The organism is Pseudomonas sp. BIOMIG1BAC, assembly GCF_001705995.2.
Classification (GTDB): domain Bacteria; phylum Pseudomonadota; class Gammaproteobacteria; order Pseudomonadales; family Pseudomonadaceae; genus Aquipseudomonas; species Aquipseudomonas sessilinigenes.
The window spans coordinates 5,324,928-5,348,815 of record NZ_CP049045.1 but is presented as its reverse complement, the minus strand read 5'-3'; the positions used below and the strand labels follow the sequence as shown (position 1 = coordinate 5,348,815).

21 protein-coding genes are annotated in these 23,888 nt (G+C 62.7%); 8 read left to right on the top strand and 13 right to left on the bottom strand.

Going from position 1 to position 23,888, the window contains the following annotated elements; all coding sequences use genetic code 11:
• The first annotated feature begins 58 nt into the window (after positions 1-58).
• Complete coding sequence (locus ATY02_RS24795) at positions 59-1,027, top strand: spore coat U domain-containing protein (RefSeq protein WP_068582597.1); 969 nt, start codon at positions 59-61, stop codon at positions 1,025-1,027.
• Here ATY02_RS24795 and ATY02_RS24790 read toward each other — a convergent pair.
• Positions 991-2,238 (bottom strand): MFS transporter, encoded by a 1,248-nt coding sequence (locus tag ATY02_RS24790; protein ID WP_068582563.1) that lies wholly within the window; start codon positions 2,236-2,238, stop codon positions 991-993. The genes ATY02_RS24795 and ATY02_RS24790 overlap by 37 nt on opposite strands.
• Positions 2,239-2,337: 99 nt before the next feature.
• Here ATY02_RS24790 and ATY02_RS24785 point away from each other — a divergent pair, with 99 nt between their 5' ends.
• Complete coding sequence (locus ATY02_RS24785) at positions 2,338-2,784, top strand: winged helix-turn-helix transcriptional regulator (RefSeq protein ID WP_068582566.1); 447 nt, start codon at positions 2,338-2,340, stop codon at positions 2,782-2,784.
• A 45-nt stretch (positions 2,785-2,829) separates the two neighbouring features.
• On the opposite strand, the gene ATY02_RS24780 is transcribed toward ATY02_RS24785, so the two are convergent.
• Together ATY02_RS24780 and ATY02_RS24775 are read right to left on the bottom strand one after the other, a co-directional pair.
• Positions 2,830-3,984 (bottom strand): M14-type cytosolic carboxypeptidase, encoded by a 1,155-nt coding sequence (locus ATY02_RS24780; RefSeq protein WP_068582569.1) that lies wholly within the window; start codon positions 3,982-3,984, stop codon positions 2,830-2,832.
• A gap of 493 nt (positions 3,985-4,477) precedes the next feature.
• The gene (locus ATY02_RS24775; RefSeq protein WP_068582572.1) at positions 4,478-4,816 is read right to left on the bottom strand and encodes a DUF6124 family protein; all 339 of its coding nucleotides are present in this window, start codon (positions 4,814-4,816) and stop codon (positions 4,478-4,480) included.
• A gap of 132 nt (positions 4,817-4,948) precedes the next feature.
• Between ATY02_RS24775 and ATY02_RS24770 the strand changes: the two genes are divergently transcribed.
• Complete coding sequence (locus tag ATY02_RS24770; protein WP_068582575.1) at positions 4,949-5,614, top strand: LexA family protein; 666 nt, start codon at positions 4,949-4,951, stop codon at positions 5,612-5,614.
• A gap of 87 nt (positions 5,615-5,701) precedes the next feature.
• Here the strand turns inward: ATY02_RS24770 and ATY02_RS24765 are convergent, their stop codons facing one another.
• Positions 5,702-6,886, bottom strand: a complete 1,185-nt coding sequence (locus ATY02_RS24765; RefSeq protein WP_206600634.1) for an MFS transporter — start codon at positions 6,884-6,886, stop codon at positions 5,702-5,704.
• 148 nt (positions 6,887-7,034) lie between these two features.
• Between ATY02_RS24765 and ATY02_RS24760 the strand changes: the two genes are divergently transcribed.
• Positions 7,035-7,922 carry a LysR family transcriptional regulator gene (locus ATY02_RS24760; protein ID WP_068582580.1) on the top strand — a complete coding sequence of 296 codons (888 nt, stop codon included), beginning with the start codon at positions 7,035-7,037 and terminating at the stop codon, positions 7,920-7,922.
• Positions 7,923-8,024: 102 nt separating this feature from the next.
• Here the strand turns inward: ATY02_RS24760 and ATY02_RS24755 are convergent, their stop codons facing one another.
• The 4 genes from ATY02_RS24755 to ATY02_RS24740 form a co-directional block, all read right to left on the bottom strand.
• Complete coding sequence (locus tag ATY02_RS24755; protein ID WP_068582583.1) at positions 8,025-9,980, bottom strand: acetyl/propionyl/methylcrotonyl-CoA carboxylase subunit alpha; 1,956 nt, start codon at positions 9,978-9,980, stop codon at positions 8,025-8,027.
• Positions 9,980-10,795: a gamma-carboxygeranoyl-CoA hydratase gene (locus ATY02_RS24750; protein WP_068582585.1), complete on the bottom strand. Its 816-nt coding sequence runs from the start codon at positions 10,793-10,795 to the stop codon at positions 9,980-9,982. Before ATY02_RS24750 ends, ATY02_RS24755 begins: the two co-directional genes overlap by 1 nt.
• A 17-nt stretch (positions 10,796-10,812) precedes the next feature.
• Positions 10,813-12,420 carry a carboxyl transferase domain-containing protein gene (locus ATY02_RS24745; protein ID WP_068582589.1) on the bottom strand — a complete coding sequence of 536 codons (1,608 nt, stop codon included), beginning with the start codon at positions 12,418-12,420 and terminating at the stop codon, positions 10,813-10,815.
• 116 nt (positions 12,421-12,536) lie between these two features.
• Complete coding sequence (locus ATY02_RS24740; protein ID WP_068582591.1) at positions 12,537-13,700, bottom strand: isovaleryl-CoA dehydrogenase; 1,164 nt, start codon at positions 13,698-13,700, stop codon at positions 12,537-12,539.
• Between the two features lie 228 nt (positions 13,701-13,928).
• On the opposite strand from ATY02_RS24740, the gene ATY02_RS24735 reads away from it, so the two are divergent.
• Complete coding sequence (locus ATY02_RS24735; RefSeq protein WP_068595725.1) at positions 13,929-15,632, top strand: AMP-binding protein; 1,704 nt, start codon at positions 13,929-13,931, stop codon at positions 15,630-15,632.
• Positions 15,633-16,254: 622 nt separating this feature from the next.
• Here ATY02_RS24735 and ATY02_RS24730 read toward each other — a convergent pair.
• The 3 genes from ATY02_RS24730 to ATY02_RS24720 all read right to left on the bottom strand — a co-directional run bounded on the left by ATY02_RS24730 (position 16,255) and on the right by ATY02_RS24720 (position 18,691).
• Positions 16,255-17,154 (bottom strand): hydroxymethylglutaryl-CoA lyase, encoded by a 900-nt coding sequence (locus tag ATY02_RS24730; RefSeq protein ID WP_068582523.1) that lies wholly within the window; start codon positions 17,152-17,154, stop codon positions 16,255-16,257.
• 58 nt (positions 17,155-17,212) lie between these two features.
• Entirely contained in the window at positions 17,213-17,617 is a 405-nt protein-coding gene (locus ATY02_RS24725) for a MerR family transcriptional regulator (RefSeq protein WP_068582526.1), read from the bottom strand.
• 138 nt (positions 17,618-17,755) lie between these two features.
• Positions 17,756-18,691: a LysR family transcriptional regulator gene (locus ATY02_RS24720; protein ID WP_068582529.1), complete on the bottom strand. Its 936-nt coding sequence runs from the start codon at positions 18,689-18,691 to the stop codon at positions 17,756-17,758.
• A gap of 202 nt (positions 18,692-18,893) precedes the next feature.
• Here ATY02_RS24720 and ATY02_RS24715 point away from each other — a divergent pair, with 202 nt between their 5' ends.
• On the top strand, positions 18,894-20,126 hold the full coding sequence (locus ATY02_RS24715; protein WP_068582531.1) for an acyl-CoA dehydrogenase: 1,233 nt from the start codon (positions 18,894-18,896) through the stop codon (positions 20,124-20,126).
• Positions 20,127-20,181: 55 nt separating this feature from the next.
• Here ATY02_RS24715 and ATY02_RS24710 read toward each other — a convergent pair whose 3' ends face one another.
• A complete protein-coding gene (locus tag ATY02_RS24710; RefSeq protein ID WP_068582533.1) occupies positions 20,182-21,564 on the bottom strand; it encodes a substrate-binding domain-containing protein in 1,383 nt (460 codons plus the stop codon).
• Between the two features lie 372 nt (positions 21,565-21,936).
• Here ATY02_RS24710 and ATY02_RS24705 point away from each other — a divergent pair, with 372 nt between their 5' ends.
• Positions 21,937-22,191 (top strand): YegP family protein, encoded by a 255-nt coding sequence (locus ATY02_RS24705; RefSeq protein ID WP_225926507.1) that lies wholly within the window; start codon positions 21,937-21,939, stop codon positions 22,189-22,191.
• Between the two features lie 49 nt (positions 22,192-22,240).
• Here the strand turns inward: ATY02_RS24705 and xthA are convergent, their stop codons facing one another.
• The gene (gene xthA / locus ATY02_RS24700) at positions 22,241-23,053 is read right to left on the bottom strand and encodes an exodeoxyribonuclease III (protein WP_068582538.1); all 813 of its coding nucleotides are present in this window, start codon (positions 23,051-23,053) and stop codon (positions 22,241-22,243) included.
• 172 nt (positions 23,054-23,225) lie between these two features.
• Between xthA and ATY02_RS24695 the strand changes: the two genes are divergently transcribed.
• Positions 23,226-23,876, top strand: coding sequence for a GNAT family N-acetyltransferase (locus ATY02_RS24695; protein ID WP_068582542.1), 651 nt, complete (start codon positions 23,226-23,228; stop codon positions 23,874-23,876).
• The last annotated feature ends 12 nt before the right edge of the window (positions 23,877-23,888 follow it).

Here is a 23,888-nt window from a genome sequence, read left to right as displayed (position 1 = left end):
CACACGATGCGAAGGAGTGTGCAAGGTGGATCTCAAGGGAGTAGGGAGCAAAGCGGGGGTGCAAGGACTGCTGGGGCTGGTGGCGGGCCTGCTGGCAACATCGGCCCAGGCCTTGTGCAGTACGGTCAGTACGGTCCCGGCGAGCTTCGGTACGGTGAGCTCGATCCTGGTGCGCACCACTTCCCAGCCGGCCTCTACCACCAATGCGGGCCTGAGCTGCACCGGCGCGCTGTTGTCGCTGTTGGCCACCACCGACCACTTCTACGCCACCATCACCTCCAGCACCAGCGGCATGGTCGGGCCCACCGGCGATGTCATCAACTACACCCTGTATGCCAACAACAGCACCAGCTATCCCATTACCCGGGGCACTGCGTTCGACTTCGCACGCAATTCGATCATCGACCTGCTGGGCCTGCTGGGCAGCCCCACGGTGGCCAAGACGGTGCCGATCTACCTGGGTACCGTCACCGGCAGCAATGTCGCGGCGGGGGTCTATACCGAGAACCTGAGCATCTTCTGGAGCTGGAACTATTGCTCGGGAATCGGCCTGCTGGGCGTCTGCCTGGGGCGGGATGTCGGCAGTGGTACCCAGAGCCTCACGGTGAACATGACGGTGTCCAACGATTGCGTGATCACCGCACCCAACATCAGCTTCGGCAGCGCACCGGTGGTCAGTGCCTTCGCCACGGTCAGCGGCCAGACCATCAACCTGGCCTGTACCAAGGGCAGTGCCTATACCGTGGGTTTGAGCGACGGCCAGAACCCGATCAGCGTTGGCGGTCGGCGGCGCATGGTCTCCAGTGGCAATTACCTGGCCTATGACATCTTCAAGAGTGCCGGGACCACCCGCTGGGGCAGCGTCGGCAGTGCCCGGCGCTCCAGTACCGATGCCGAGGTCAATCCCGGCAACGGCCTGGGTACCGGTAGCCAGGTGTTCAACTACAACGCCAGGATCTATACCGACCAGAACACGCCGCCGGCCGGCACCTACCTGGACAACGTGGTGCTGGACGTGGGGTTCTGAGGTGGCTCTGCGCAGGTGCGTTCGCGAGCCTGCTGCGGGCTCAGGCTCCACAGCCAGTAGCCCAGGGCAACGGCGGTGATACCGGCGCCCAGCAGGCAGACGCCGATCCAGCCACTCCAGGCGTAGGTGGTGGTGGCGGCAATGGAGCCACTGGCACTGCCGATGGAATAGAACAGCATGTAGCCGGCAGCCAGGCGACTCTGGGCCTCGGGACGCACGCTGTAGATCAGGCTCTGGCTGGTGACGTGGATGGCCTGCAGGCCGAGGTCGAGGCCGATCACTCCCAGCAACAGGGCCCAAAGGGACGATTGGGTGAAGGCGATGGGCAGCCAGGACAGCAGCATCAGGCCCAGGGCCAGGCCACTGGTCCATTGGGCCAGGCCGCGATCGGCCAGGTGTCCGGCTCGCGCCGCGCCCAGGGCGCCCGCCGCGCCGGCCAGGCCGAACAGGCCGATCTCGGTGTGGCTGAGCGACAGCGGTGCGGCACTGAGCGGCAGTACCAGCGGAGTCCATAGGGTGGTGGCCGCGGCAAAGGTCAACATCGCCAGGACCGCCCGGTCGCGCAGGACCTTTTCTTCCTTGAACAACTGCAGCATTGAGCCCAGCAGCTTCGCGTAGCCCTGGACGGCAGGCGCTTGCTCGGTGGTCGGCAGGACGCGCCAGAGCGCCAGGGCCACCAGCAGGGTCAGCCCGGCAGACAGCAGGTAGACCGAGCGCCAGCCTGCCAGGTCGGCCATGGTGCCGGCCACGGTGCGTGCCAGCAGGATGCCCAGTACCACGCCGCTGGTGACCATGCCGACCACGTGCCCACGTTGTTGCGGTGGGGCCAGGTTCGCGGCGTAGGCCACTAGCACCTGGGTCACCACGGCGAGCAAGCCGATGCCGGCCATGCCCAGTAGCAACCACGCGCTATTGGGGGCCAGGGCCACGGCCAGCAGGGCCACGACCGAGAGCAGTGTCTGGCTGACGATCAGCCGGCGCCGGTTGACCAGGTCCCCCAGGGGGACCAGCAACAGCAGGCCCACACCGTAGCCCACCTGGGTCAGGCTGATGACGATGCCCACCGTGGCAGGTGCCAGGCCGAAGGAGCGGGCCATGGCATCGAGCAATGGCTGGGCGTAGTAGACGTTGCCCACGGCCAGGCCGCAGGCCGTGGCGAACAGCAGGACGATCTTGGGCGAGAGCAGGGGCGTTGCTGGTGGATGTGACATGACGCACTCCGTATGGGTTTCATTATGAAACCAGTTGTACGGTAGTGATCATGGTTTTATATTGCAACCACTTTCCAGCGCAATCGGAGCACCTGCACCATGGTTAAACGCACCCGCCTGCCAGACGCCGAATGTCCGGTGGCCCGTTCCCTGGATGCCATTGGCGACTGGTGGTCCTTGCTGATCGTGCGTGATGCCTTTGACGGCATTCGTCGTTTTGGCGAATTCCAGCGCAACCTCGGCATGGCCAAGAACATCCTCTCCGCGCGTTTGCGGACCCTGGTGGAGCATGGCGTGCTGGAGGTGATACCAGCCTCCGATGGCAGCGCTTACCAGGAGTACGTGCTGACGGACAAGGGCAGGGGGCTGTTCCCGCTGATCATTGGCTTGCGCCAATGGGGCGAGGCATTCTTCTACGAGGAGGGGGAGGCGCATTCGCGCCTGGTCGATCGCCAGACCCGGCAACCGCTGCGAGCCCTGGAGTTGCGCTCCGCCGATGGTCGGCTGCTGGGGCCGGACGACTGTTTGCGCATACCGGTGGCTTGAGATTGGCACGACTGCGCGAAGGGATCGCGCAGTCGTCGTCCGGCATCAGCGCAGGCTATCGGCCAGGTCGGCCAGGGTACTCAGGACGTCCTTGCCCAGTTGCATGGAGCGCTTGCCCGACCAGCCCGTGAGCGGATTGGGAGCATCGTCGTGGTCCTTGAACGGCATCTCCAGGGTCAGTGCCAGGCAGCCGTACTTCTCTCCCACGGCATTGCAGGCCAGGGTCATGTTGGCTTGGCCGGGATTGTCGCGGGTGTAGCCGTGGGTGGTCTGGAAATCCCGGGTCTGGCGCTTGAGATGACTGCGGAAGTGTTCTTCCAGCTTGGCCTGGTGCGGGGTATAGCCTGGGTTGCCCTCGCAGCCAGCGGTGAACACGTGGGGGATCTCCTCGTCGCCGTGAACATCGAGGAACAGGTCGACACCGTACTGTTCCATCTGTTGCTGGACGAACAGGACTTCCGGGCTGAGTTCCTGGCTGGCGCTCTGCCAGGCGCGGTTGAGGTCCTGGCCCTTGGCATTGGTACGCAGGTTGCCGTGGAAGGCGCCGTCCGGGTTCATGTTCGGCACCAGGTACAGATCGGCCTTGGCCAGCAGGGCATTGAGTTCCTGGTCATCGTGACGCTGCAGGCGCTCGATCACGCCTTCCATGAACCATTCGGCCATGTGCTCGCCGGGATGCTGCTGGGCAATGATCCAGATCTTGCGCTGACCAGGGGCGCCCGTGCCCTTGCGCAGCAATTGGATGTCCCGGCCTTCGACGCTCTTGCCCACCGCCAGCAGCTCGGTGCCGGCCTTGTTCATCGCTTGCTCGATCAGCCAGTCGTGGCGACCGCGGCTGTAGGGCTCGAAGTAGGCGAACCAGGCGTGGGTCTGGGTGGCCTCGAGATTGAAGCGCAGGGCGTCACCTTCGAAGATCGTGGGGATGCGAAACCAGTTCACGTGGTCATAGGAGGCAACGGCCTGATAGCCGGTCCAGGCTTTGCCATAGGACGACTGGCTGGCATTGGTCAGGCGAAACCAGTGCTCCTGGCCGACATGCAGGCCGCTGGCCTTGAAGTGAAACCACTGGAAATGCGGGCTCTGGGTATCCGGGCGGATGGCCAGTTGCACCTGCAGTGGGTTGCTGGTGTCCAGTACGTCGATGTTGCCGCTGTCGAAATCAGCGCTGATATGGAAAGAAGAGTGATTGCCCACGGTCATGGTTGGTTCCTGTACAGGATTGTTGTGACCGTTACTCTACACATCGGAGGGGGTAAAAGAAGGGGGCGTCGTCCTTGACGCTCGTGAAGCTTAGTGTGTATGCGATTGATTCTCAAGCGCTACATTGAGATTCCAGAGCGGTTTACGACAGGCGTTCTCTTGCAAAAGGACATTCTTTTGCTATCATCGCCGCCATTATTTTTAGCAGTACCCAGTCTTCATTAGCCTGAAGCCAAGCCAGAAAAACTGGCCAAAAAAAAGACCCGGCAAAAAGCCGGGTCAAAAACCGTGATTAGCCTGATGAGGAGATAATCCAAAGGTCCGACCTAAGGTCCTTTGGGCTATCGACCGATCTCGCGATCAGTTGCTTGCAATAATAATCATTATCATTTGCAAGTCAAATGTTTTTCCCTGCCTGTTGGAAATTTTTTTTCCCATTCCTGATTTCCCCGTTCCTGGCGCTTGCCAGCTGGGGCATGCACGTCAATTCGACTCACGACCGCTGGCCTTCCAGGGACTTGTCCACCAGGGCCTTGGCCAGGTCGATCATATGCACCACCGAGAACGCCAGGTCACGATTGGGGCCGCGCAGGCCGCTGGCTGCGTCATAGGCGGTAGCGGCCGCGCAACGTAGCAGGTCGGATGCATGGATCATGGCTTCCTCGCTGCTGAGGTTGCTCCTGATCTCGAAGAATTTTTCCTCCTTTTCCCCTTCGCCTGGGGTTGGGTTGAGGTAGTAGTCCATCGCTCGCCGCGCGGCGTGGCTGCCCTTGAGCGAACTTAATGTGGCCTCTGTCTCGAGTTCCGGCACGTCCTTGCTGCTTGTGTTCATGAATTCTGCCTTGTCTGGATGAAAGGAAAGAGGGGGGCAGGCGTAGGTTAATACGTATTGTAATTGTGACGCCATTTCAAATACTACAACTTGTGTGTTGAGGCGGGAAATACACAACGTATTGTTCCGGCCATGGATAAATGGATCGAGTTGGTCAAGGCCAACATGAAAGGCCGCAAGGTCACGCAGGAAAAGCTCGCCGAGCGCCTGGGCATGTCCCAAGGCGGCATCGGCCATTGGCTGAGCAAGCGGCGCCAGCCCAAGATCGAGGACATGAACCGAGTGCTGGAAGAGATCGGCATGGGGTTCCTGGAAGTGGTGCTGGTGGTTCGTGAGAAACCCATGGTCGGCGACGATGGCGAGCCCCTGGAGGACCAGCCTTCGCTGTTGCACAAGTACAACCCGTACTTCCGTTATCCCGTCAGCGATTGGCGCAATGCCGGTGAAGTCCGCGAGGATGGCCAGCCGTCCTATGTGCCGGAGCGTTACGAGTTGACCGATTACCAGTCCCAGGGCGCGGCGTTCTGGCTGGTGGTGGTCGGTGACGCGATGATCGCCCCCAGTGGCCTGAGCATCAGCCAGGATATGTTGATCCTGGTCGATCCGGCCATTGCGGCCGAGCCGGGCAAACTGGTGGTCGTGCAGTGCCCCGGCAGTTGCGAGGCGATCTTTCGCAAGCTGGTGCAGGAAGGTAGCCAGCGTTACCTGGTGCCTTTGAATCCCACTTACCCGAAGATGCTCTACAGCGACGAATGCCGGGTCATTGGCGTCGTCGTACAAGCGACCGCGAAGTTCTGAAGACGCAGTCGCCATCAATCGGCAAAGCCCCTTCCTGGTTTCAGGCAGGGGCTTTTTGCATTCCGGGCTAGGCCGCTGGAGGACCTTCTATCGAGCCTGGCGTGCCAAGGCCCTGTTCATGGCCAGGACCGTGCCCAGCAAAGAAGTGACCAGGATGCCAATCGTCACCCAGGCGAAGGACGCGGGGCCCGTGCGATCCAGCAAGAGGCCGCCAACGATCCCGCCCGTAGCCACTGCGATGTTCCAGCCGGTCGTGTACATGGACTGGGCCACGTCCACCGAATTGCCGGCAAAGCGTGACAATGCGGTTTGCGTGATCGTCGCGAAGCCTCCGACGGCGCCTCCCCACAGCACAACGGACAAATAAACCATGGCCGGGCTGTCGCCCCACAGGCCGAGTATCAGGGCAGCCACGGCAAACAGGCTGATGCTGGCGATGGACAGGCGTGCCAGCCGGCGGTCGACCATGACCCCGACGATCCATAGGCCGACGATGGAGCCCGAGCCGAAGACAAACAAGATGACGTCCACCTTCGCGGACAAGCCCGAAGATTGCAGGAGCGGCTCGATATAGATGTACAGAATGTTGTGGGCCACCACGAAGCTGAGCACCACGAACAGCACCGAGCGGATACCGGTTTTCATGAAGACGCCAGCCAGGGACTGGCGCTGTGGGTGATCCTGTCCCGGGAAGTCCGGCACGGCGGCCAGTACCCAGGCGATGAGGAGCACGGCCAACCCGCTCATCAGGCCGAAGGCACCCTGCCAACCGATGGCCCGACCCAGCAGTGCGCCCAATGGCACGCCCAATACCAGTGCAAGGGTTGCGCCGGCCCCCGAAATCGCGATCGCCCGGCCGCTGAAGCGTGCCGGTGACATGCGCACGGCATAACCGGCCAGCAACGACCAGACGATGCCGCCGAACACCCCCGCGATAAAGCGTGCCACCAGTGAAATGCCGTAGTGGCCGGACAGCGCCGTCACCAGGTTGACCAGGGCGAAGCCACCGATCGCCACCAACAGCAAAGGCCGCCGTCGCATGCCCTGGGTCAGGTAGGTGATCGGAATGGCCGCCACCAGGGCCCCCACGGCGTAGGCCGTGATGAACTGGCCGGCCAGGCCTTCGGATACTGCCAGCCCTTGTGCGATAGAAGACAGCAAGCCGGCCGGCATGATTTCGGTCAACAGGGTAATGAAAGCTGCCATTGCCAAGGCCAGCAGTCCCCCCATCGGCAGCCGCTCGCTGCCCTCGTGCAATGCAGATGCAGTCATCTGATTCATCCATCCGTTCCTGAATTCAAAGTAGGTACGGCTCTTCATCGAGCACGCCAGCCCTATGCTGCAAGCCTAGGAATAAAAGAAAAATAAGATAAAGTTAAAAACATTTGTGATGTTTGAGTCATCAATAAGGCGGTGCAATATGGAGAACCTGGGTTCTCTCGATATGTTCGTCCGGGTCAGCGTATCCCGTAGCTTTACGGCCGCGGGGCGGCAGTTGGGCATCTCGGCCTCGGCGGTCAGCAAGGCCATTGCCCGACTGGAGGAGCGGCTTGGGGTGCGGTTGTTCCACCGATCCACCCGTACGGTCAGCCTGACGCCGGAGGGCACGCTATTCCTGGAGCGCTGTCGCCGTATCCTGGCCGAGGTGGAATCCGCCGAAGCCGAGTTGATGCAGACCCGCGAAGCGCCTCGCGGCAGGCTGCGCATCAGCCTGCCCTCGGTCGGGACGCTGTTCATGCCCAAGCTTGCGCAGTTCAAGCGGTGCTATCCGGATATCGAGCTGGACATCGACTGCTCGGATCGGCTGGTGGATGTCATCGAGGAAGGCTTCGATGCCGTCATCCGTACGGGTACACCCAGTGACTCGCGCTTGATTGCCCGGCGCCTGGGAGCCTGTCGCAGGGTCGTCGTGGGGGCGCCAGGGTATTTCCAGCAGGCGGGTATTCCACTCGAGCCCCAAGACCTGATGCACCATGCCTGCCTGCTCTATCGGTTCCCCAGTACCGGCAAGCTGGATGCCTGGCCCCTGGGTCGTCCGGCCCATATGCCCGCTCTCGAGCTGCCAGCCAGCATGGTGAGCAACAGCCTGGATCCGCAGTTGTGTTTTGCCGAGCAGGGCCTGGGGCTGGCCTGCGTGCCTGAAATCGCCGTGCGGGCGCAGTTGCAGCAAGGCCGCCTGGTCACGGTGCTGGAGGGTCATATCCAGGAAGAAATGGTGTTCCATGTACTGTGGCCGTCCAGCCGCCACCTGTCACCGAAGATCCGGGTGTTCGTGGACTTTATCGTGGACAACCTGTTTCCACTCTGACGGCCGCGATGCGCCCCCTGGCTGATCGCCAGCCAAGGGTGCATCGATCGATCATGTTGCGTGCGCTAAGGCCACAACCCGCCTGGCGGCGGGTGTTTGTCATCAGGCTGGCTGTTCCAGCTCCACCAGCGCACTGCCTTCGCTGACCATCTCGCCTTCCTGGCAATACAGCGCCTTGACGATCCCGGCATGGGGCGCGCGGATGCTGTGTTCCATCTTCATGGCCTCGAGTACCACTAGTTGCGCGCCGGCTTCGACCTGTTGCCCGGCCTCCACCAGGATTCGGACGATGCTGCCGTTCATGGGGGCCGTGAGGCCACCGTGCTGGCTGTGGCTGGCATCGACCGCAGCGATCGGGTCGTAGGCGGCAACACTGTGCATGTCGCCCTGCCAGTGCAGGTACAGGGTGTCGCCACGACGGATGGCCCGGTGCTCACGGCGTACGCCTTGTTGCTCCACCAGCAGGCGTTCGCCCTGCAACTTGTAGTTGCTGCCAGGGGCGCCCAGGCTGATGGCCCGGTCCTGTCCATCGGCACTCAAGTGCAGGGCAATCTGTGCCGGCAGGCCGCTGCGCCAGCCATCGAGCGCCGCCCAGGGCGAGTGCGGATCGTCCTGGCGCTCGCGCTGCGAAAGGCCCTGGCTGAAGGCTTGCGCCGCCGCTTGCCAGAAGTCCTCGCCCAGCTCGCGGGCTGCCGGCAGCAGGTGTTCCTGGTGACGCGGAATGAAGCCGGTGTCCAGTTGGGCCTCGGCGAAGGCCGGGTGGGCGATGATCCGGCGCAGGAACGCCAGGTTGGTCTTCAGGCCGCCGATGGCGAACTCGTCGAGCATGCTCAGCAGGCGCAGACGGGCCTGTTCACGGTCCTCGCCCCAGGCGATCAGCTTGCCCAGCATGGGATCGTAGAACGGCGATACGCTGTCGCCTTCCTCGACGCCGCTGTCCACGCGCCGGCCAGGGCCGCTGGCGGACTCGCGATAGAGCTCCAGGCGGCCGGTGGCCGGCAGGAAGTCGTTGCCCGGGTCCTCGGCGTACAGGCGTACTTCGATGGCATGGCCCAGCAACGGCACTTGTTCCTGGGTCATGGGCAGGGCTTCGCCACGGGCCACACGGATCTGCCAGGCCACCAGGTCCAGGCCGGTGATGGCTTCGGTGACCGGGTGCTCCACCTGCAGGCGGGTGTTCATTTCCATGAAGAAGAATTCGCCACGGGCGTCGAGCAGGAATTCCACGGTACCGGCCCCGACATAGCCGATGGCCTGGGCCGCGCGTACCGCAGCTTCGCCCATGGCCTTGCGCAGTTCAGCGCTCAAGCCTGGGGCCGGTGCTTCTTCCACCACTTTCTGGTGGCGACGCTGGATCGAGCAGTCGCGCTCGTTGAGGTACAGGCAGTTGCCGTGCTGGTCGGCAAAGACCTGGATCTCCACATGGCGGGGCTTGAGCAGGTATTTCTCCACCAGCATCCGCGAATCGCCGAACGACGACTGTGCTTCACGCTGGGCCGAGGCCAGGGCTTCGGCCAGTTGGCTGACGTCTTCCACCACCTTCATGCCCTTGCCACCGCCACCGGCGGTGGCCTTGAGCAACACCGGATAACCAATGCGCTCGGCGGCGTTGCGGAAGGTCTCCAGGTCTTGGGCCTCGCCGTGGTAGCCCGGCACCAACGGTACGCCGGCGGTTTCCATCAGGGCCTTGGCCGCCGACTTGCTGCCCATGGCGTCGATGGCCGAAGCCGGTGGGCCGAGGAAGATCAGCCCGGCGGCCTCGATGGCCCGGGCGAAACCGGCGTTCTCGGAAAGAAAGCCATAACCGGGGTGGATGGCCTGGGCGCCGCTGGCCTTGGCGGCGGCGATCAGCTTGTCGATCTGCAGGTAGCTTTCGCTGGCCTTGCTGCCGCCCAGGTCCACGCGGATATCCGCTTCACGGCTGTGCCGGGCATCGCGGTCGGTGGCGCTGTGCACGGCCACGGTGGTCAGGCCCAGGGCCTTGGCGGTGCGCATCACGCGGCAGGCGATCTCGCCACGGTTGGCCACCAGTAGGGTATCTAGGATCGGCGCGCTCATCAGCGGGACTCCTTGGTCGTGGTCTCGGCCTGCCAGCTGGGCGGGCGTTTCTCCAGGAACGCCCGCAGGCCTTCCTGTCCTTCGGGGCTGACGCGGATCCGCGCGATGGCGTTCTCGCAGTAGCGGCGCAGGGCGGTGGTCAGGGCGCCGTTGCCCACTTCACGCAACAGGTCCTTGCTGGCACGCATGGCCTGGGGGCTGTTGAGCAGCAGGTTGTCGATCCAGCGGGTGACGTGCTGTTCCAGCTCTGCCGCCGGGTAGCTCTCGGCCAGCAGGCCGATGTCCCGCGCACGCGGGCCGTCGAAGCGCTCGGCGGTCAAGGCATAGCGCCGGGCGGCGCGTTCGCCGATGGCCTGGACCACGAACGGGCTGATCACCGCCGGGGCCAGGCCGATGCGCACTTCCGACAAACAGAATTGTGCGTCGTCACTGGCAATGGCCATGTCGCAGCAGCTGATCAGGCCCAGGGCGCCGCCGAAGGCCGCGCCTTGTACCACGGCCAGGGTCGGGATCTTCAGCTTGGCCAGGTTGTACATCAACTCCGCCAGTTCCCGGGCGTCGTCGAGGTTGGTGTTGTAGTCCAGTTCGGCCGACTGCTGCATCCAGGCCAGGTCGGCGCCGGCGCTGAAATGCCGGCCACGGCCGCGCAGCAGCAGGAAGCGCAGGTTGGGATCGCCTTGCACCTGGTCCAGGGCCAGGATCAGTTCGCGGATCATCTCGGCGTTGAAGGCGTTGTTCTTTTCTTCACGGCTGAGCCACAAGGTGGCGAAGCCACGAGGGTCGCGCAGCAGTTCCAGGGTATTGAAGTCGCTCATGATCTTCTCGCGCAGGATTACATGCGGAACACGCCGAAACGGCTCTGTTCGATAGGGGCGTTGAGGGACGCGGACAACGCCAGGGCCAGCACCTCGCGGGTCTGCGCCGGGTCGATGACGCCGTCGTCCCACAGCCGGGCGCTGGAGTAGTAGGGGTGCCCCTGGTGCTCGTACTGGTCGAGGATCGGTTGCTTGATCTGGGCTTCCTGGGTCGCGTCGAACCCCTGTCCGCTACGTTCTGCCTGCTCGCGCTTGACCTGGACCAGCACGCCGGCGGCCTGCTCGGCGCCCATCACGCCGATCCGCGCGTTGGGCCACATCCACAAGAAGCGTGGATCGTAGGCGCGGCCGCACATGCCGTAGTTACCGGCACCGAAGCTGCCACCGATGATCACGGTGAATTTCGGCACCTGGGCGCAAGCCACCGCCGTCACCAGCTTGGCACCGTGCTTGGCGATGCCGCCGGCTTCGTACTTCTGGCCCACCATGAAGCCGGTGATGTTCTGCAGGAACAGCAACGGGATGCCGCGCTGGCACGCCAGCTCGATGAAATGCGCGCCTTTTTGTGCCGCCTCGGCGAACAGGATGCCGTTGTTGGCCAGGATCGCCACCGGGTAGCCGTGCAGATGGGCAAAGCCACACACCAGGGTGGTGCCGAACAGCGCCTTGAATTCATCGAACAGCGAACCGTCCACCAGGCGCGCGATGACTTCGCGCACATCGAACGGCTGCTTGGGATCGGCCGGTACCACGCCATACAGCTCATCGCGCTCATACAGCGGGGCGATCGGCGTGCGTTGCTGCAACTGGCCCTGCTTGTGCCAATTGAGGTTGGCCACGCTGCGCCGAGCCAGGGCCAGGGCGTGCTCATCGCTCTCGGCATAGTGGTCGGCCACGCCGGAAACCTTGCAGTGCACATCGGCCCCGCCCAGGTCCTCGGCGCTCACCACCTCGCCGGTGGCGGCCTTCACCAGTGGTGGACCGGCGAGGAAGATGGTGGCCTGCTCGCGGACCATGATCGCTTCGTCGGCCATGGCCGGCACATAGGCGCCGCCGGCGGTGCAGGAGCCCATGACCACGGCGATCTGCGGGATGCCTTGGGCGCTCATGTTGGCCTGGTTGAAGAAGATCCGCCCGAAGTGCTCGCGATCCGGGAACACTTCGTCCTGGCGCGGCAGGTTGGCGCCGCCGGAGTCCACCAGGTAGATGCAGGGCAGGCGATTCTGCAGGGCGATGGTTTGCGCGCGCAGGTGTTTTTTTACGGTCAGCGGGTAGTAGGAGCCGCCTTTGACCGTGGCGTCGTTGGCCACGATCATGCATTCCACGCCTTCCACCCGGCCGATGCCGGCGATCACTCCGGCGGCGGGTACGTCCTCGCCATAGACCTCATAGGCTGCCAGTGGGCTGACCTCGAGGAACGGCGAACCGGGATCGAGCAAGCGATTGATCCGCTCGCGGGGCAGCAGCTTGCCCCTGGAGGTATGGCGCTCCTGGGCCTTGGTGCCGCCGCCTTGCTGGACCTGGGCCAGCAGGGTATGCAGGGCATCGACCTGGGCCGCCATGGCGCTCCAGTTCTGCACGAACTCTGGTGATTTAGTGTTCAACTGTGACTTCAGGATCATCATGACTCCTCGCGCAGAATCAAGCCTCAAGCTTCAAGCTGCAAGAATGTTCAGTGTTGTGGCTGCAAGCGCGCATCGCTGTTTGTCTTGCTGCTTGTAGCTTTCTGCTTGAAGCTGCTTCAGCGGGTTTCGTTGAACAGTTCGCGACCGATCAACATGCGGCGGATCTCGCTGGTGCCGGCGCCGATCTCGTAGAGCTTGGCGTCGCGCAGTAGGCGTCCGGCCGGGAATTCATTGATGTAGCCATTGCCGCCGAGGATCTGGATCGCATCCAGGGCCATCTGGGTAGCGCGTTCGGCGGAGTAGAGGATCACCCCGGCGGCGTCCTTGCGGGTGGTCTCGCCACGCTCGCAGGCTTGGGCCACCGCGTACAGGTAGGCACGGCTGGCGTTGAGCTGGGTGTACATGTCGGCGATCTTGCCCTGGATCAGCTGGAACTCGCCGATGCTCTGGCCGAATTGCTTGCGGTCGTGGATGTAGGGCACCACCAGGTCCATGCAGGCCTGCATGATCCCGGTCGGGCCGCCGGAGAGCACCACGCGCTCGTAGTCCAGGCCGCTCATCAGTACCTTCACGCCACCATTGAGCACGCCAAGAATGTTCTCTTCCGGCACCTCGACGTCATCGAAGAACAGCTCGCAGGTGTTGGAGCCGCGCATGCCCAGCTTGTCGAACTTGTTGCTGCGGCTGAAGCCTTTCCAGTCGCGCTCGACGATGAACGCGGTGATGCCGTGGGGGCCCTTTTCCAGGTCGGTCTTGGCGTAGATCACGTAGGTGTTGGCGTCGGGGCCGTTGGTGATCCAGGTCTTGCTGCCGTTGAGTACGAAGCGGTCGCCGCGCTTGTCGGCGCGCAGCTTCATCGACACCACGTCGGAGCCGGCGTTGGGTTCGCTCATGGCCAGGGCGCCGATGTGCTCGCCGCTGATCAGCTTGGGCAGGTACTTGCTCTTTTGCTCATGGTTGCCGTTACGGTTGATCTGGTTGACGCACAGGTTGGAGTGGGCGCCGTAGGACAGGGCCACCGAGGCCGAGCCGCGGCTGATTTCTTCCATGGCCACCACATGGGCCAGGTAACCCAGGCCGGCACCGCCGTATTCTTCCGGTACGGTGATGCCCAGCAGGCCCATGTCGCCGAACTTGCGCCACATGTCGGCTGGGAACAGGTTGTCGGCGTCGATCTGCGCCGCCCTTGGCGCCAGCTCCGCCTTGACGAAGGCCTGGACCTGTTGGCGCAGCATGTCGATGGTTTCACCGAGGGCGAAGTTCAGGGTCGGGTAACTCATGGCGGGGCACCTTCAAAATTTGTTTTTATCGAGGAACGAGACGCGGAGAGCGGCGCTGCCTGGCTCTCACCTTTACGTTAACGTAAACCTGCGCCGGATGGCTGTCAATCGCCCTTTACGTAAACGTCAACTTGCGCCAGAGTAACCAGGCTTTCGCTTGGAGTCCGGCTTGCCTGCACCATCGGCCAGGCTCCTGAACACCCACTAATAAAGACAATAGGGGTCGTCATGGAACACTCGGGTTCCCAGCCGGATCGCAGCTACACCCGTGGTACGCAAGACCGCGCCTTGCTGGCGCTGACCATCGGCCAGGCCTTCGACAACACCGTCGCCGCCCATCCCCAGGGCGAGGCGCTGGTGGTCCGCCACCAGCAGTTGCGCTACACCTGGCAGCAACTGCGCGAGACGGTCGATCTGCATGCCAGGGCCATGCTGGCCCTGGGGCTCAAGACCGGTGACCGCCTGGGGATCTGGGCTCCCAACTGTGCCCAGTGGTGCATTGCCCAGTTCGCCAGCGCCAAGATCGGCGTGATCCTGGTGAACATCAACCCGGCCTATCGCGCTGCCGAACTGGAATACGTGCTCAAGCAGTCCGGCTGCCAGTGGCTGGTCTGTGCCGGGGCCTTCAAGACGTCCGATTACCACGGCATGCTCCAAGGGTTGCTGCCGGAACTGGCCGAACAGTCCATTGGCCAATTGCACAGCCAACTGTTGCCAGAGCTGCGTGGGGTCATCAGCCTGGATGCCCAGCCACCGTCGGGGTTCCTGCCGTGGTCGCAACTGAGTGCATTGGCTGCCGGCGCCAGCGCCGAGCAGTTGCAGGCTCGCCAGGACAGCCTGGATTTCGACCAGCCGGTGAACATCCAGTACACCTCGGGCACCACTGGCTTTCCCAAGGGTGCGACCCTGAGCCACTACAACATTCTCAACAACGGCTACATGGTCGGGGAGAGCCTGGGGCTCACCGCTACCGATCGCTTGGTGATTCCGGTGCCGTTGTACCACTGCTTCGGCATGGTCATGGGCAACCTGGGCTGTGTCACCCATGGCGCCACCATGATCTACCCCAACGATGCCTTCGATGCGCTGCTGACCCTTGAAGCGGTGGCCCAGGAGCGGGCCACCGCGCTGTACGGCGTACCGACCATGTTCATCGCCATGCTCGACCAGCTCCGCCGGGCTGAGTTCGACCTGTCGGGCCTGCGCACCGGGATCATGGCTGGCGCCACCTGTCCGATCGAAGTAATGCGCCGGGTGATCGGCGAGATGCACATGAGTGAAGTGCAGATCGCCTATGGCATGACCGAGACCAGCCCGGTATCGCTGCAGACTGGCCCTGCCGACGAACTGGAACTGCGGGTGAGCACCGTGGGGCGCACTCAGCCGCACCTGGAAAGCAAGATCATCGATGAGGCCGGCAATGTGTTGCCACGTGGCGCCATCGGCGAGCTCTGTACCCGGGGCTACAGCGTGATGCTCGGCTACTGGAACAACCCCGAAAGCACCCGCGAATCCATCGACCCGGCCGGCTGGATGCACACCGGCGACCTGGCGACGATGGACGAGCAGGGGTACGTGCGTATTGCCGGGCGCAACAAGGACATGATCATTCGCGGTGGCGAGAACATCTATCCGCGGGAGCTGGAGGAATTCTTCTTCACCCACCCGGTGGTGGCCGATGTGCAGGTGGTGGGGGTGCCTTGCACTCGATATGGCGAGGAGATCGTGGCCTGGATCAAGTTCCACCCCGGGCGTTCGGCCGATGAGCTGGAGTTGCAGAGCTGGTGCAAGGAGCGCATCGCACACTTCAAGACGCCGCGTTACTTCAAGTTCGTCGAGGAGTTCCCGATGACTGTGACCGGCAAGATCCAGAAGTTCCGCATGCGGGAAATCAGCACCGAGGAGTTGCGCGAGCACCTGGGCAAGGGATGATCGCCTCAGGGGCAGGCATCGCTCCCGGTGCCCGCCCCTGATGCGGGCCGGGCGGGAAAACACGAAAGGCAGGAAGCACAAAGGGGAGCCGAAGCTCCCCTTTAATTTGTCGTTGCGTGCTCTTTTTTATTATTGAGGGGCGGCCTGTTGTTGTTTTTGTCGACCGTGGCCCTTTACCGCTGTTTTTGGCGATCCCCATCCGGGATCAAGAGCAAACGTATTTTTTTGAGCGCTGATTCAATGTGTCGCCAGGGCGATCCAACCGGTTCGGGAGCTACCTCAGGGGTAGTTTTATTGTTCTCTGACCGATTGCGGATGACTCTTGCAAGCCGTCCCGCACAGTGCACCTTCTCCAAAAAAATCTGTTAGCTGCGTCTCTGCCGTGTTGTTTTTGTTATGTCAGAGTCGTTACGTCTTATTTTTATTAGGTTTGCAGCTTTTTATTCTTGTTATGCCATAGAGATAGCAGAAGCCGTGCCAACTTTTTAAAGTCCTTTAAAATCAATAGTTTGATGATTTTGTAGGACAATCTGTATCGTAAGAAAATCAACAAACTGTTTCCGTGTTACTCGTTACTGCCCCATTCCAGAGCGGCCGGTAACACACCGGCCGCACATCGCTTCTATTGGGCGCTACGTGCCTTGGCCACGCGTGAGCCGGTGGGGCGTCCCACTACCTGGCTGATGCGATTCCCGGCTTGGATCAACTGCTCCAGGTCGACACCGGTATGGATACCCAGGCCATCGAGCAGGTACAGCACATCCTCGGTAGCGACGTTACCGCTGGCGCCCTTGGCGTAGGGGCAACCGCCCAGGCCGGCGACGGAACTGTCGAATACCGCGATGCCTTCCTGCAGGCTGGCGTAGATATTGGCCAGGGCCTGGCCGTAGGTATCGTGGAAGTGCCCGGCGAGCTTGTCTCGGGGGACCTGGGCACCCACGACCTCGAACATCCGGCGAGTCGCGCCGGCAGTACCGGTGCCGATGGTGTCGCCCAGGGAGACTTCGTAGCAGCCCATGGCGTAGAGCTCGCGGGCAACCGCGGCCACTTGCTCTGCAGCCACCTCGCCTTCATAGGGGCAGCCCAGTACACAGGACACATAGCCGCGCACGCTGATGCCGTGCTGTCGTGCGGCGTCCATGATCGGCACGAAGCGCGCCAGGCTTTCACTGATGGAGCAATTGATGTTGCGCTGGGAGAAGGCTTGCGAGGCCGCGGCGAACACCGCGACTTCCTTGACCCCGGCCGCCAGGGCATCCTCGAAACCGCGCAGGTTGGGCGCCAGGGCGCCATAGACCACTCCCGGCTTGCGCTGGATACGGGCGAAAACCTCGGCCGAGCCGGCCATCTGCGGCACCCACTTGGGCGAGACGAAGCTACCGACTTCTATATAGCCAAGGCCTGCGGCACTCAGGGCGTCCACCAGTTGGACCTTGTCGTCGACGCTGATGGGCTGGGCTTCGTTTTGCAGGCCGTCGCGCGGGCCGACTTCGACCAGGCGTACGTGACTGGGGAGGGACATGGGGTTCACCTTCTCTGAATGATGGCGGATGCCGGTACGAACCGTTTGCTCGCGCAGGTTATTGGGCAGTGCTGTTCTGGTTCTGGATGGTTTGCTGCAGGGCCTGGGTGCAACGCTCCTCGGCGGTGTCGAGTTCCAGCTTCATCTGTTCGATGTCCAGCAGTTGCTGTTCGAGTTGTTCGCGGCGCTCGGCGATCTTCGCCAACATGCTGTGCAGTTGCTTGAGGTTGCCGCTGGAGGGGTCGTAGAGCTCGATCAGTTCGCGGCACTCGGCCAGGGAGAAGCCGATGCGCTTGCCCCGCAGGATCAGCTTCAGGCTGACCTTGTCCCGCGGCGAATAGATGCGTTCCTGGCCTCGGCGCTCGGGGGCCAGCAGGCCCTGCTCCTCATAGAAGCGGATGGCCCGGGTGGTGATGTCGAGCTCGCGGGCGAGGTCGGAAATGCTGTAGGTCTGGCTGCTCATGGAGGCGCTCAAGATAGGACTTGGCGTTAAGCTAAAGGCAGGTTGACGTATACGTCAAGCAATCCCCCGCGCAGCGTCTGCGCGGGCACTCCGGTTCCTGCGGGCATTGGCAGGAGCGGGGTTGGCGAACATCGAGGCTCAAAGTGCCTGTTGGTCGAGTTTCTTCTCTTGGACGGCGACGTGCTGGCACAGCTCGATCATCTGCTCGCGCATCCAGCGGTTGGCCGGGTCCTGGTCGGTGCTTTCGTGCCAGTAGAGATGGGTTTCCACCGCCGGTACATCGTTGACCGGCAGGTTGAAAGCCTGCAGGTCGTGGCGCCGGGCAAAGCGCGCGGGAACGGTCATGACCATGTCGGTCTGCTGCAGGACCAGCGAGGCCATCAGGTAATGCTGGGAGCGCAGGGCGATCTTGCGCTGGATGCCCATCTTGCCCAGGGCCAGGTCGACATGGCCGAGGCCGCTGCGTCGGCTGGAGATATGGATATGGGCCAGCGACAGGTAGTCGTCGAGGGTGAACTTCTCCTTGCCCGCCAGAGGGTGGCCCTTGCGCATGGCGCAGACATAGCGGTCTTCCATGAGCTTGACGTGCCGCACCTGGGGGTCGGTGTTGAGCGGCGCATCCACGGCGAAATCCAGCCGGCCGGCCGCCAGTTCCTTGGTGGTTTCCCGGCGCTTGGACAGGAAGCTCTCGATCGCCACGGTCGGTGCCAGGCGCCGCAAGCGCTGGAACAGCGGTGGCAGGATCACGGCCTCGGTCAGGTCGGTCATGCTGATGCGGTAGGTCTTCACCGCCTGCAAGGGGTTGAAGATCCGGCTCTCCTGGACCGAGACCCGCAGCAACGACAGGGCGTTGCGCACCGGGCCGATGATGTTCTGCGCCATGGGTGTCGGCACCATGCCCTGGGCGGTCCTGACGAACAGCGGGTCATTGAAGGTTTCGCGCAGGCGGGCCAGGGCGTTGGACACCGCTGGCTGGGTGATGCCGACGATCTGGCCGGCGCGGGTCAGGTTGGCTTCGGTGTAGATCGCGTCGAAAACGATGAAGAGGTTGAGGTCGACCTTGCTCAGATTCATGGCGCTGCACTCTTATTGTTGGCCTCGGCGAGGGGCCGTTACGGGCACGTGAGGGGGCGGCTTGGGAGCCTGCAGAATCAGCCGATCATATATCGGTGATGAATGTTAATACACGCCGAGAATAGGCTAGGTAAATTTTCGTAGCTGAACTAGCATCGATTTCAGTCCCTCCACACCCGTTTGCCTAGAGGTAGAGCTGCCCATGGAATTCGCCTATTCCCCCAAGGTCCAGGAACTGCGTGAGCGCGTCACCGCGTTCATGGATGCCTATGTTTATCCGGCTGAAGCGGTCTTCGAGCGCCAGGTTGCCGAAGGCGACCGCTGGCAGCCGACCGCCATCATGGAAGAGCTCAAGCTCAAGGCCCAGGCCGAAGGGTTGTGGAACCTGTTCCTGCCCGAGTCCGAGCTGGGGGCCGGGCTGACCAACCTGGAATACGCACCTCTGGCGGAAATCATGGGGCGCTCGATGCTCGGTCCGGAACCCTTCAACTGCTCGGCCCCCGACACCGGCAACATGGAAGTGCTGGTGCGGTATGCCAACGAGGAGCAGAAGCAGCGCTGGTTGCAACCGTTGCTGCGTGGCGAGATCCGCTCCGCCTTCGCCATGACCGAACCGGACGTGGCCTCGTCCGATGCCACCAATATGGCGGCCCGGGCGGTACGCGATGGTGATGAATGGGTCATCAATGGCAAGAAGTGGTGGACCTCGGGCGCTTGCGATCCACGTTGCAAGATCCTGATCTTCATGGGCCTGAGCAACCCGGATGCGCCGCGCCACCAGCAGCACTCGATGATCCTGGTGCCCGTGGATACCCCCGGGGTGAAGATCGTCCGTCCGCTGCCGGTCTTTGGCTACGACGACGCGCCCCATGGTCATGCCGAGGTGACCTTCGACAATGTCCGCGTGCCCTATGAAAACGTACTGCTGGGCGAGGGGCGTGGTTTCGAGATCGCCCAGGGGCGCCTTGGCCCGGGGCGCATCCACCACTGCATGCGTTCGATCGGCATGGCCGAGCGTGCGCTGGAGCTGATGTGCAAGCGTTCAGTGAACCGCACCGCGTTCGGCAAACCCTTGGCCCGGCTGGGGGGCAATATCGACAAGATCGCCGATTCGCGGATGGAGATCGACATGGCGCGCCTGCTGACCCTCAAGGCGGCCTACATGATGGACACCGTCGGTAACAAGGTGGCCAAGAGCGAGATTGCCCAGATCAAGGTGGTGGCGCCGAACGTGGCCCTGCGGGTGATCGACCGGGCGATCCAGATCCATGGCGGGGCCGGTGTTTCCAATGACTTCCCGCTGGCCTACATGTATGCGATGCAGCGTACCCTGCGCCTGGCCGATGGTCCGGATGAAGTGCACCGCGCGGCGATCGGCAAGTACGAGATCGGCAAGTACGTGCCCCGCGAATTGATGCGCAGCGGCGGCCACTGACCAGGCGACTGCGCTACCTGTCGGTGCAACTTGCCGACAGGTAGCGAGCGTTGTTTCAGTAGACCCAGACCTCCACCCGCCGGTTCTTGATTCGCCCCTCGTCGGCGGTGTTGGCCGCTACCGGCAGTTGCGCACCGAAGCCGCGAATTTCGCGGAACACCACACCACTTTTCACCAGCTCCCGACGCACCGCCATGGCCCGCAACTTGGACAGCAGCGCGGCCCGGCTCGGGTCGCTCTTGTCATCGCCGAATCCGGCCAGGGTCACTTGGCGAGTCATCTTGCCGTGCTGGCGCAGGTAGTCCAGGACGCGGTTCAGGTCCTGGCGGGCCTTGTTGTCCAGGTTGGCGCTGCCTTCCTCGAAGCGAAAGTTCACGCTCAGGCGCTGGGCCTCCCGGGTCAGGGCCTGGTAGGCCTCGGGCATCTGCGAGCTGGGCGTCACGCTCATGGCTCGTACGGTCTGGGCGACGAAGCCGTTGGAGGCCACGATGGCCTGTCCCTTGGCGCTTTGGGCAAAGTTGACCAGTGCCTCGGCCCAGGGGTTTTGGCTAGTGGGTGGCAGGTACAGGTACAACCGACGCGACAGCGGATAGTCCTCGGTGGCGATCAGGCTGTTGAGTGGCAGCATGGGCTGCGAGTCACCGTCGGCGATGGCCACCGCCTTGGCCTGGCGCACGTAGGGCAGGCCGATGAAACCGATGCCTTGAGGGTCCTGGCTGACTGCATCGGATAGCTGTTCGCTGGACTCGAAGCGTTTTGCTGTGGCGCTCAGGCTTTTGCCGCGTCGGCCCAGCACCAGTTCCTTGAAGGTGTCGTAGGTGCCGGACTGATCATCCCGGGCATAGAGATGAACCGGGCCACCGATCCCCCCCAATTCTTCCCAGGTCTTGGCTTCGCCGCTGAACAGGCGCGCCAGTTGCTCGGTGCTCAGGCGGGTCAGGGGATTGTGTGGATGCAGGATGATCGCCAAGCCATCGATGGCGATGACCTGCTCGGCGCCAGGACTCTTCAGGTCGCCGAGGCTTTCCAGCTCCACCAGCTCGCTGTCCCTGATCGGGCGCGATGAGGCCGCCAGGTCGGCCCGGGTGTTCTTCAGGGCGGCAAAGCCGGTGCTCGAGCCATGGGCGGCCACGTCTATCCGGACCTGGCGGCCTTGGGGCGTCAGGCCGACGATCTGCTGCTCATTGTCCTTGCTGTTTGCCTGGATCTTGATGTCGCGCAGGCCCTGCTGCTCCATCAAGCCCTTGGCCAGTGCCGGGCCGAGCCGTGCCCCAATGGTGTTGGAGCCCTGGATTCGCAGGACCGCCGCGTTATCCGCAACCAGGGGCAGGGCAGCGAATGCCGACCAGGGCAGGGCATAGCAAATGAAGCCGATCAGGAACAGGCTGATGGTCCTGCACCAGATATCTCGTTCACTGGCGGAAGCAACGCGGGGCATGGTGGCACTGGCCTTCTATATAGAGGAAGAGGTACGTGCCGGCGAGATTAAGTCAGGGAGGTGACAGGGATGTGACGAAGGGCGCTTGCCTTCAATAAATGGCGAAAGTCCTACGCTATAAATAGCTGTTTTCTCTAGATTTTTTGAGATTTTTCCTAAAGACCAGCCTTTGGGGCATACGTAGAGTGGACAACTTTGTCTGTAGGGGATTGGGGCGACTGCCAACGCGTCATCCCCGCAGATGCCCCGGCAGCGTGGAGCTGCCAGTTCTCGTGACTTTCAAAGGAGTTGCAAATGAGTGCCTGGTTTGAACTGAAGCAGTATGGCAGTGGTGCGTGCAGATTCTTGCTCAAGACAAAGGAGGCGCAGACCATGCTTCAAAGCGACCGCTACCCCTGCCGGGACAGTGCCGAGGCAGCCCTCGGCCTGTTCCGCGCACACTGCTCCTTCGCCGAGCGCTACGTCAAGAAAATTTCGGCGGGCGGCAAGCCTTATTTCAAGCTCAAGTCCGGCAATGAGGTGATCCTCACCAGTCACCTGTACGATTCGGAAGAGTCTCTGGAGAGGGCCATCGGCGAGATTGCCAGCGCCGGTACCACTGACCGAGTCCAGCGCGTCCAGCTGTAAACTGGTAGAAAAAAGCCCATCGTCAGATGGGCTTTTTTGTGCCTGGCAATCAGCTCAGCTCGAGCCAGATCGGCGCATGGTCAGAAGGTTTCTCCATGCCTCGCAGGTCATAGTCGACTCCGGCATCCTTGATCCGTGGCAACAATCCCCGGGAGGCCATGATCAGGTCGATGCGCAGGCCGCGCTTGGGTTCCACCTCGAAGCCGCGGCTGCGATAGTCGAACCAGCTGAAGCGGTCGTCCACCTCAGGGTTCAGGTGGCGGAAACTGTCCACCAGGCCCCAGTTCTTCAGGCGTGCCATCCACTCGCGCTCTTCCGGCAGGAAGCTGCACTTGCCGGTCTTGAGCCAGCGCTTGGCGTTGTCGGCGCCAATGCCGATATCGCAATCTTCCGGGGAAATGTTCACATCGCCCATGACCACCAGGGGCTGCTCATTGTTGAAGCGACTTTCCAGCAACTGTTGCAGGTCGCTGTAGAAGCGCTCCTTGGCGGGGAACTTGGTGGGGTGGTCACGGCTTTCGCCCTGGGGGAAGTAGCCGTTCATGATGGTCACCGGGGTGCCATCGGCATCGGCGAAGGTACCCCAGATGAAACGACGCTGGGCGTCTTCTTCGTCGTTCTCGAAGCCCTTGTGCAGTGCCAGTGGTGCCTGGCGCGAGAGCAGTGCGACACCGTAGTGACCCTTCTGCCCATGGTAGTGCACGTGATAACCCAGCTCCTGGATCTCGGCCAGGGGGAACTGGTCGTCGGCGACCTTGGTTTCCTGCAGGCCGATGACATCGGGCTGGTGTTTGTCGATCAGCGCCGCCAGCTGATGGGGGCGGGCGCGCAGCCCGTTGATATTGAACGAGACGATCTTCATGGTCGGCGGTCCTGGCAAAACAACGATGCTAGCTGACAACGTCCGGATCGACCAGCGTGGCGGCGTCGCCGATGCACTGCTAATGTCCTTGGGCGCGGGAACGATCAGCGGCGCGCAAGGCTCGTAATACAAGTACACGGCCATTTGCGCCGGACCCAAGGGAGTGACCGTCATGCCTGATGCCAGCAATGTCATTGCCGATGTCCATATGCTCGACAGCGGCTATTCCCGTGAAGCGCGGTCGCTGCTCTACCATGCGTATCGCCATGAACCGACGTTCGGCTTCATCTTCGAGTCCGAGCGGGCCGGTTATGAACAGCGGGTGCGGGCCACGGTACGCGAGCTGGTCAAGCAGCACTTCATGCAGGACCTGCCGGCCATTGGCCTGTTGGTCAACGACCGGCTGATCGGCATCGCCCTCATCGCTCCACCACAACGTCGACTGGGGATCACCGAAAGCTGGGCCTGGAGAATGCGCATGGTGCTCAGCACCGGCTTGCGATGCACCCGGCGCTACCTGGACTATCACGATGCCGTCCGGGCCTGCCTGCCTAGCGATGCATTGCATGTTCTGCCGCTGCTGGGAGTGCACCCGCAGTTCCAGGGGCAGCATTTTGGCGAGCAACTGTTGGAGGCCGTGCACAATTGGTGTGCCGTGGACGAGCATTCTCGGGGAGTGGTGCTGGATACCGGCAATCCCCGCTACCTGGCGTTCTACCAGCGCCAGGGTTATCAGGAGATCGGTGAGGTGGCGGTGGGGCCGGTGCGCGAGCATGTGTTTTTCCACCCCAGTCCGCAGCACTTGCAAAGAGCAATGGGCTGAATCGAACTTTCC

What these genes read in the sequence shown, in the direction of transcription:
- ATY02_RS24705 (WP_225926507.1), top strand. Translation starts at nt 21,937, where the DNA reads ATGCTTCAAAGCGACCGCTACCCCTGCCGGGACAGTGCCGAGGCAGCC.
- xthA (WP_068582538.1), bottom strand. Translation starts at nt 23,053, where the DNA reads ATGAAGATCGTCTCGTTCAATATCAACGGGCTGCGCGCCCGCCCCCAT.
- ATY02_RS24720 (WP_068582529.1), bottom strand. Translation starts at nt 18,691, where the DNA reads ATGAATCTGAGCAAGGTCGACCTCAACCTCTTCATCGTTTTCGACGCG.
- ATY02_RS24710 (WP_068582533.1), bottom strand. Translation starts at nt 21,564, where the DNA reads ATGCCCCGCGTTGCTTCCGCCAGTGAACGAGATATCTGGTGCAGGACC.
- ATY02_RS24775 (WP_068582572.1), bottom strand. Translation starts at nt 4,816, where the DNA reads ATGAACACAAGCAGCAAGGACGTGCCGGAACTCGAGACAGAGGCCACA.
- ATY02_RS24715 (WP_068582531.1), top strand. Translation starts at nt 18,894, where the DNA reads ATGGAATTCGCCTATTCCCCCAAGGTCCAGGAACTGCGTGAGCGCGTC.
- ATY02_RS24740 (WP_068582591.1), bottom strand. Translation starts at nt 13,700, where the DNA reads ATGAGTTACCCGACCCTGAACTTCGCCCTCGGTGAAACCATCGACATG.
- ATY02_RS24765 (WP_206600634.1), bottom strand. Translation starts at nt 6,886, where the DNA reads ATGACTGCATCTGCATTGCACGAGGGCAGCGAGCGGCTGCCGATGGGG.
- ATY02_RS24695 (WP_068582542.1), top strand. Translation starts at nt 23,226, where the DNA reads ATGCCTGATGCCAGCAATGTCATTGCCGATGTCCATATGCTCGACAGC.
- ATY02_RS24730 (WP_068582523.1), bottom strand. Translation starts at nt 17,154, where the DNA reads ATGTCCCTCCCCAGTCACGTACGCCTGGTCGAAGTCGGCCCGCGCGAC.
- ATY02_RS24760 (WP_068582580.1), top strand. Translation starts at nt 7,035, where the DNA reads ATGGAGAACCTGGGTTCTCTCGATATGTTCGTCCGGGTCAGCGTATCC.
- ATY02_RS24770 (WP_068582575.1), top strand. Translation starts at nt 4,949, where the DNA reads ATGGATAAATGGATCGAGTTGGTCAAGGCCAACATGAAAGGCCGCAAG.
- ATY02_RS24780 (WP_068582569.1), bottom strand. Translation starts at nt 3,984, where the DNA reads ATGACCGTGGGCAATCACTCTTCTTTCCATATCAGCGCTGATTTCGAC.
- ATY02_RS24735 (WP_068595725.1), top strand. Translation starts at nt 13,929, where the DNA reads ATGGAACACTCGGGTTCCCAGCCGGATCGCAGCTACACCCGTGGTACG.
- ATY02_RS24745 (WP_068582589.1), bottom strand. Translation starts at nt 12,420, where the DNA reads ATGATGATCCTGAAGTCACAGTTGAACACTAAATCACCAGAGTTCGTG.
- ATY02_RS24790 (WP_068582563.1), bottom strand. Translation starts at nt 2,238, where the DNA reads ATGTCACATCCACCAGCAACGCCCCTGCTCTCGCCCAAGATCGTCCTG.
- ATY02_RS24725 (WP_068582526.1), bottom strand. Translation starts at nt 17,617, where the DNA reads ATGAGCAGCCAGACCTACAGCATTTCCGACCTCGCCCGCGAGCTCGAC.
- ATY02_RS24785 (WP_068582566.1), top strand. Translation starts at nt 2,338, where the DNA reads ATGGTTAAACGCACCCGCCTGCCAGACGCCGAATGTCCGGTGGCCCGT.
- ATY02_RS24750 (WP_068582585.1), bottom strand. Translation starts at nt 10,795, where the DNA reads ATGAGCGACTTCAATACCCTGGAACTGCTGCGCGACCCTCGTGGCTTC.
- ATY02_RS24755 (WP_068582583.1), bottom strand. Translation starts at nt 9,980, where the DNA reads ATGAGCGCGCCGATCCTAGATACCCTACTGGTGGCCAACCGTGGCGAG.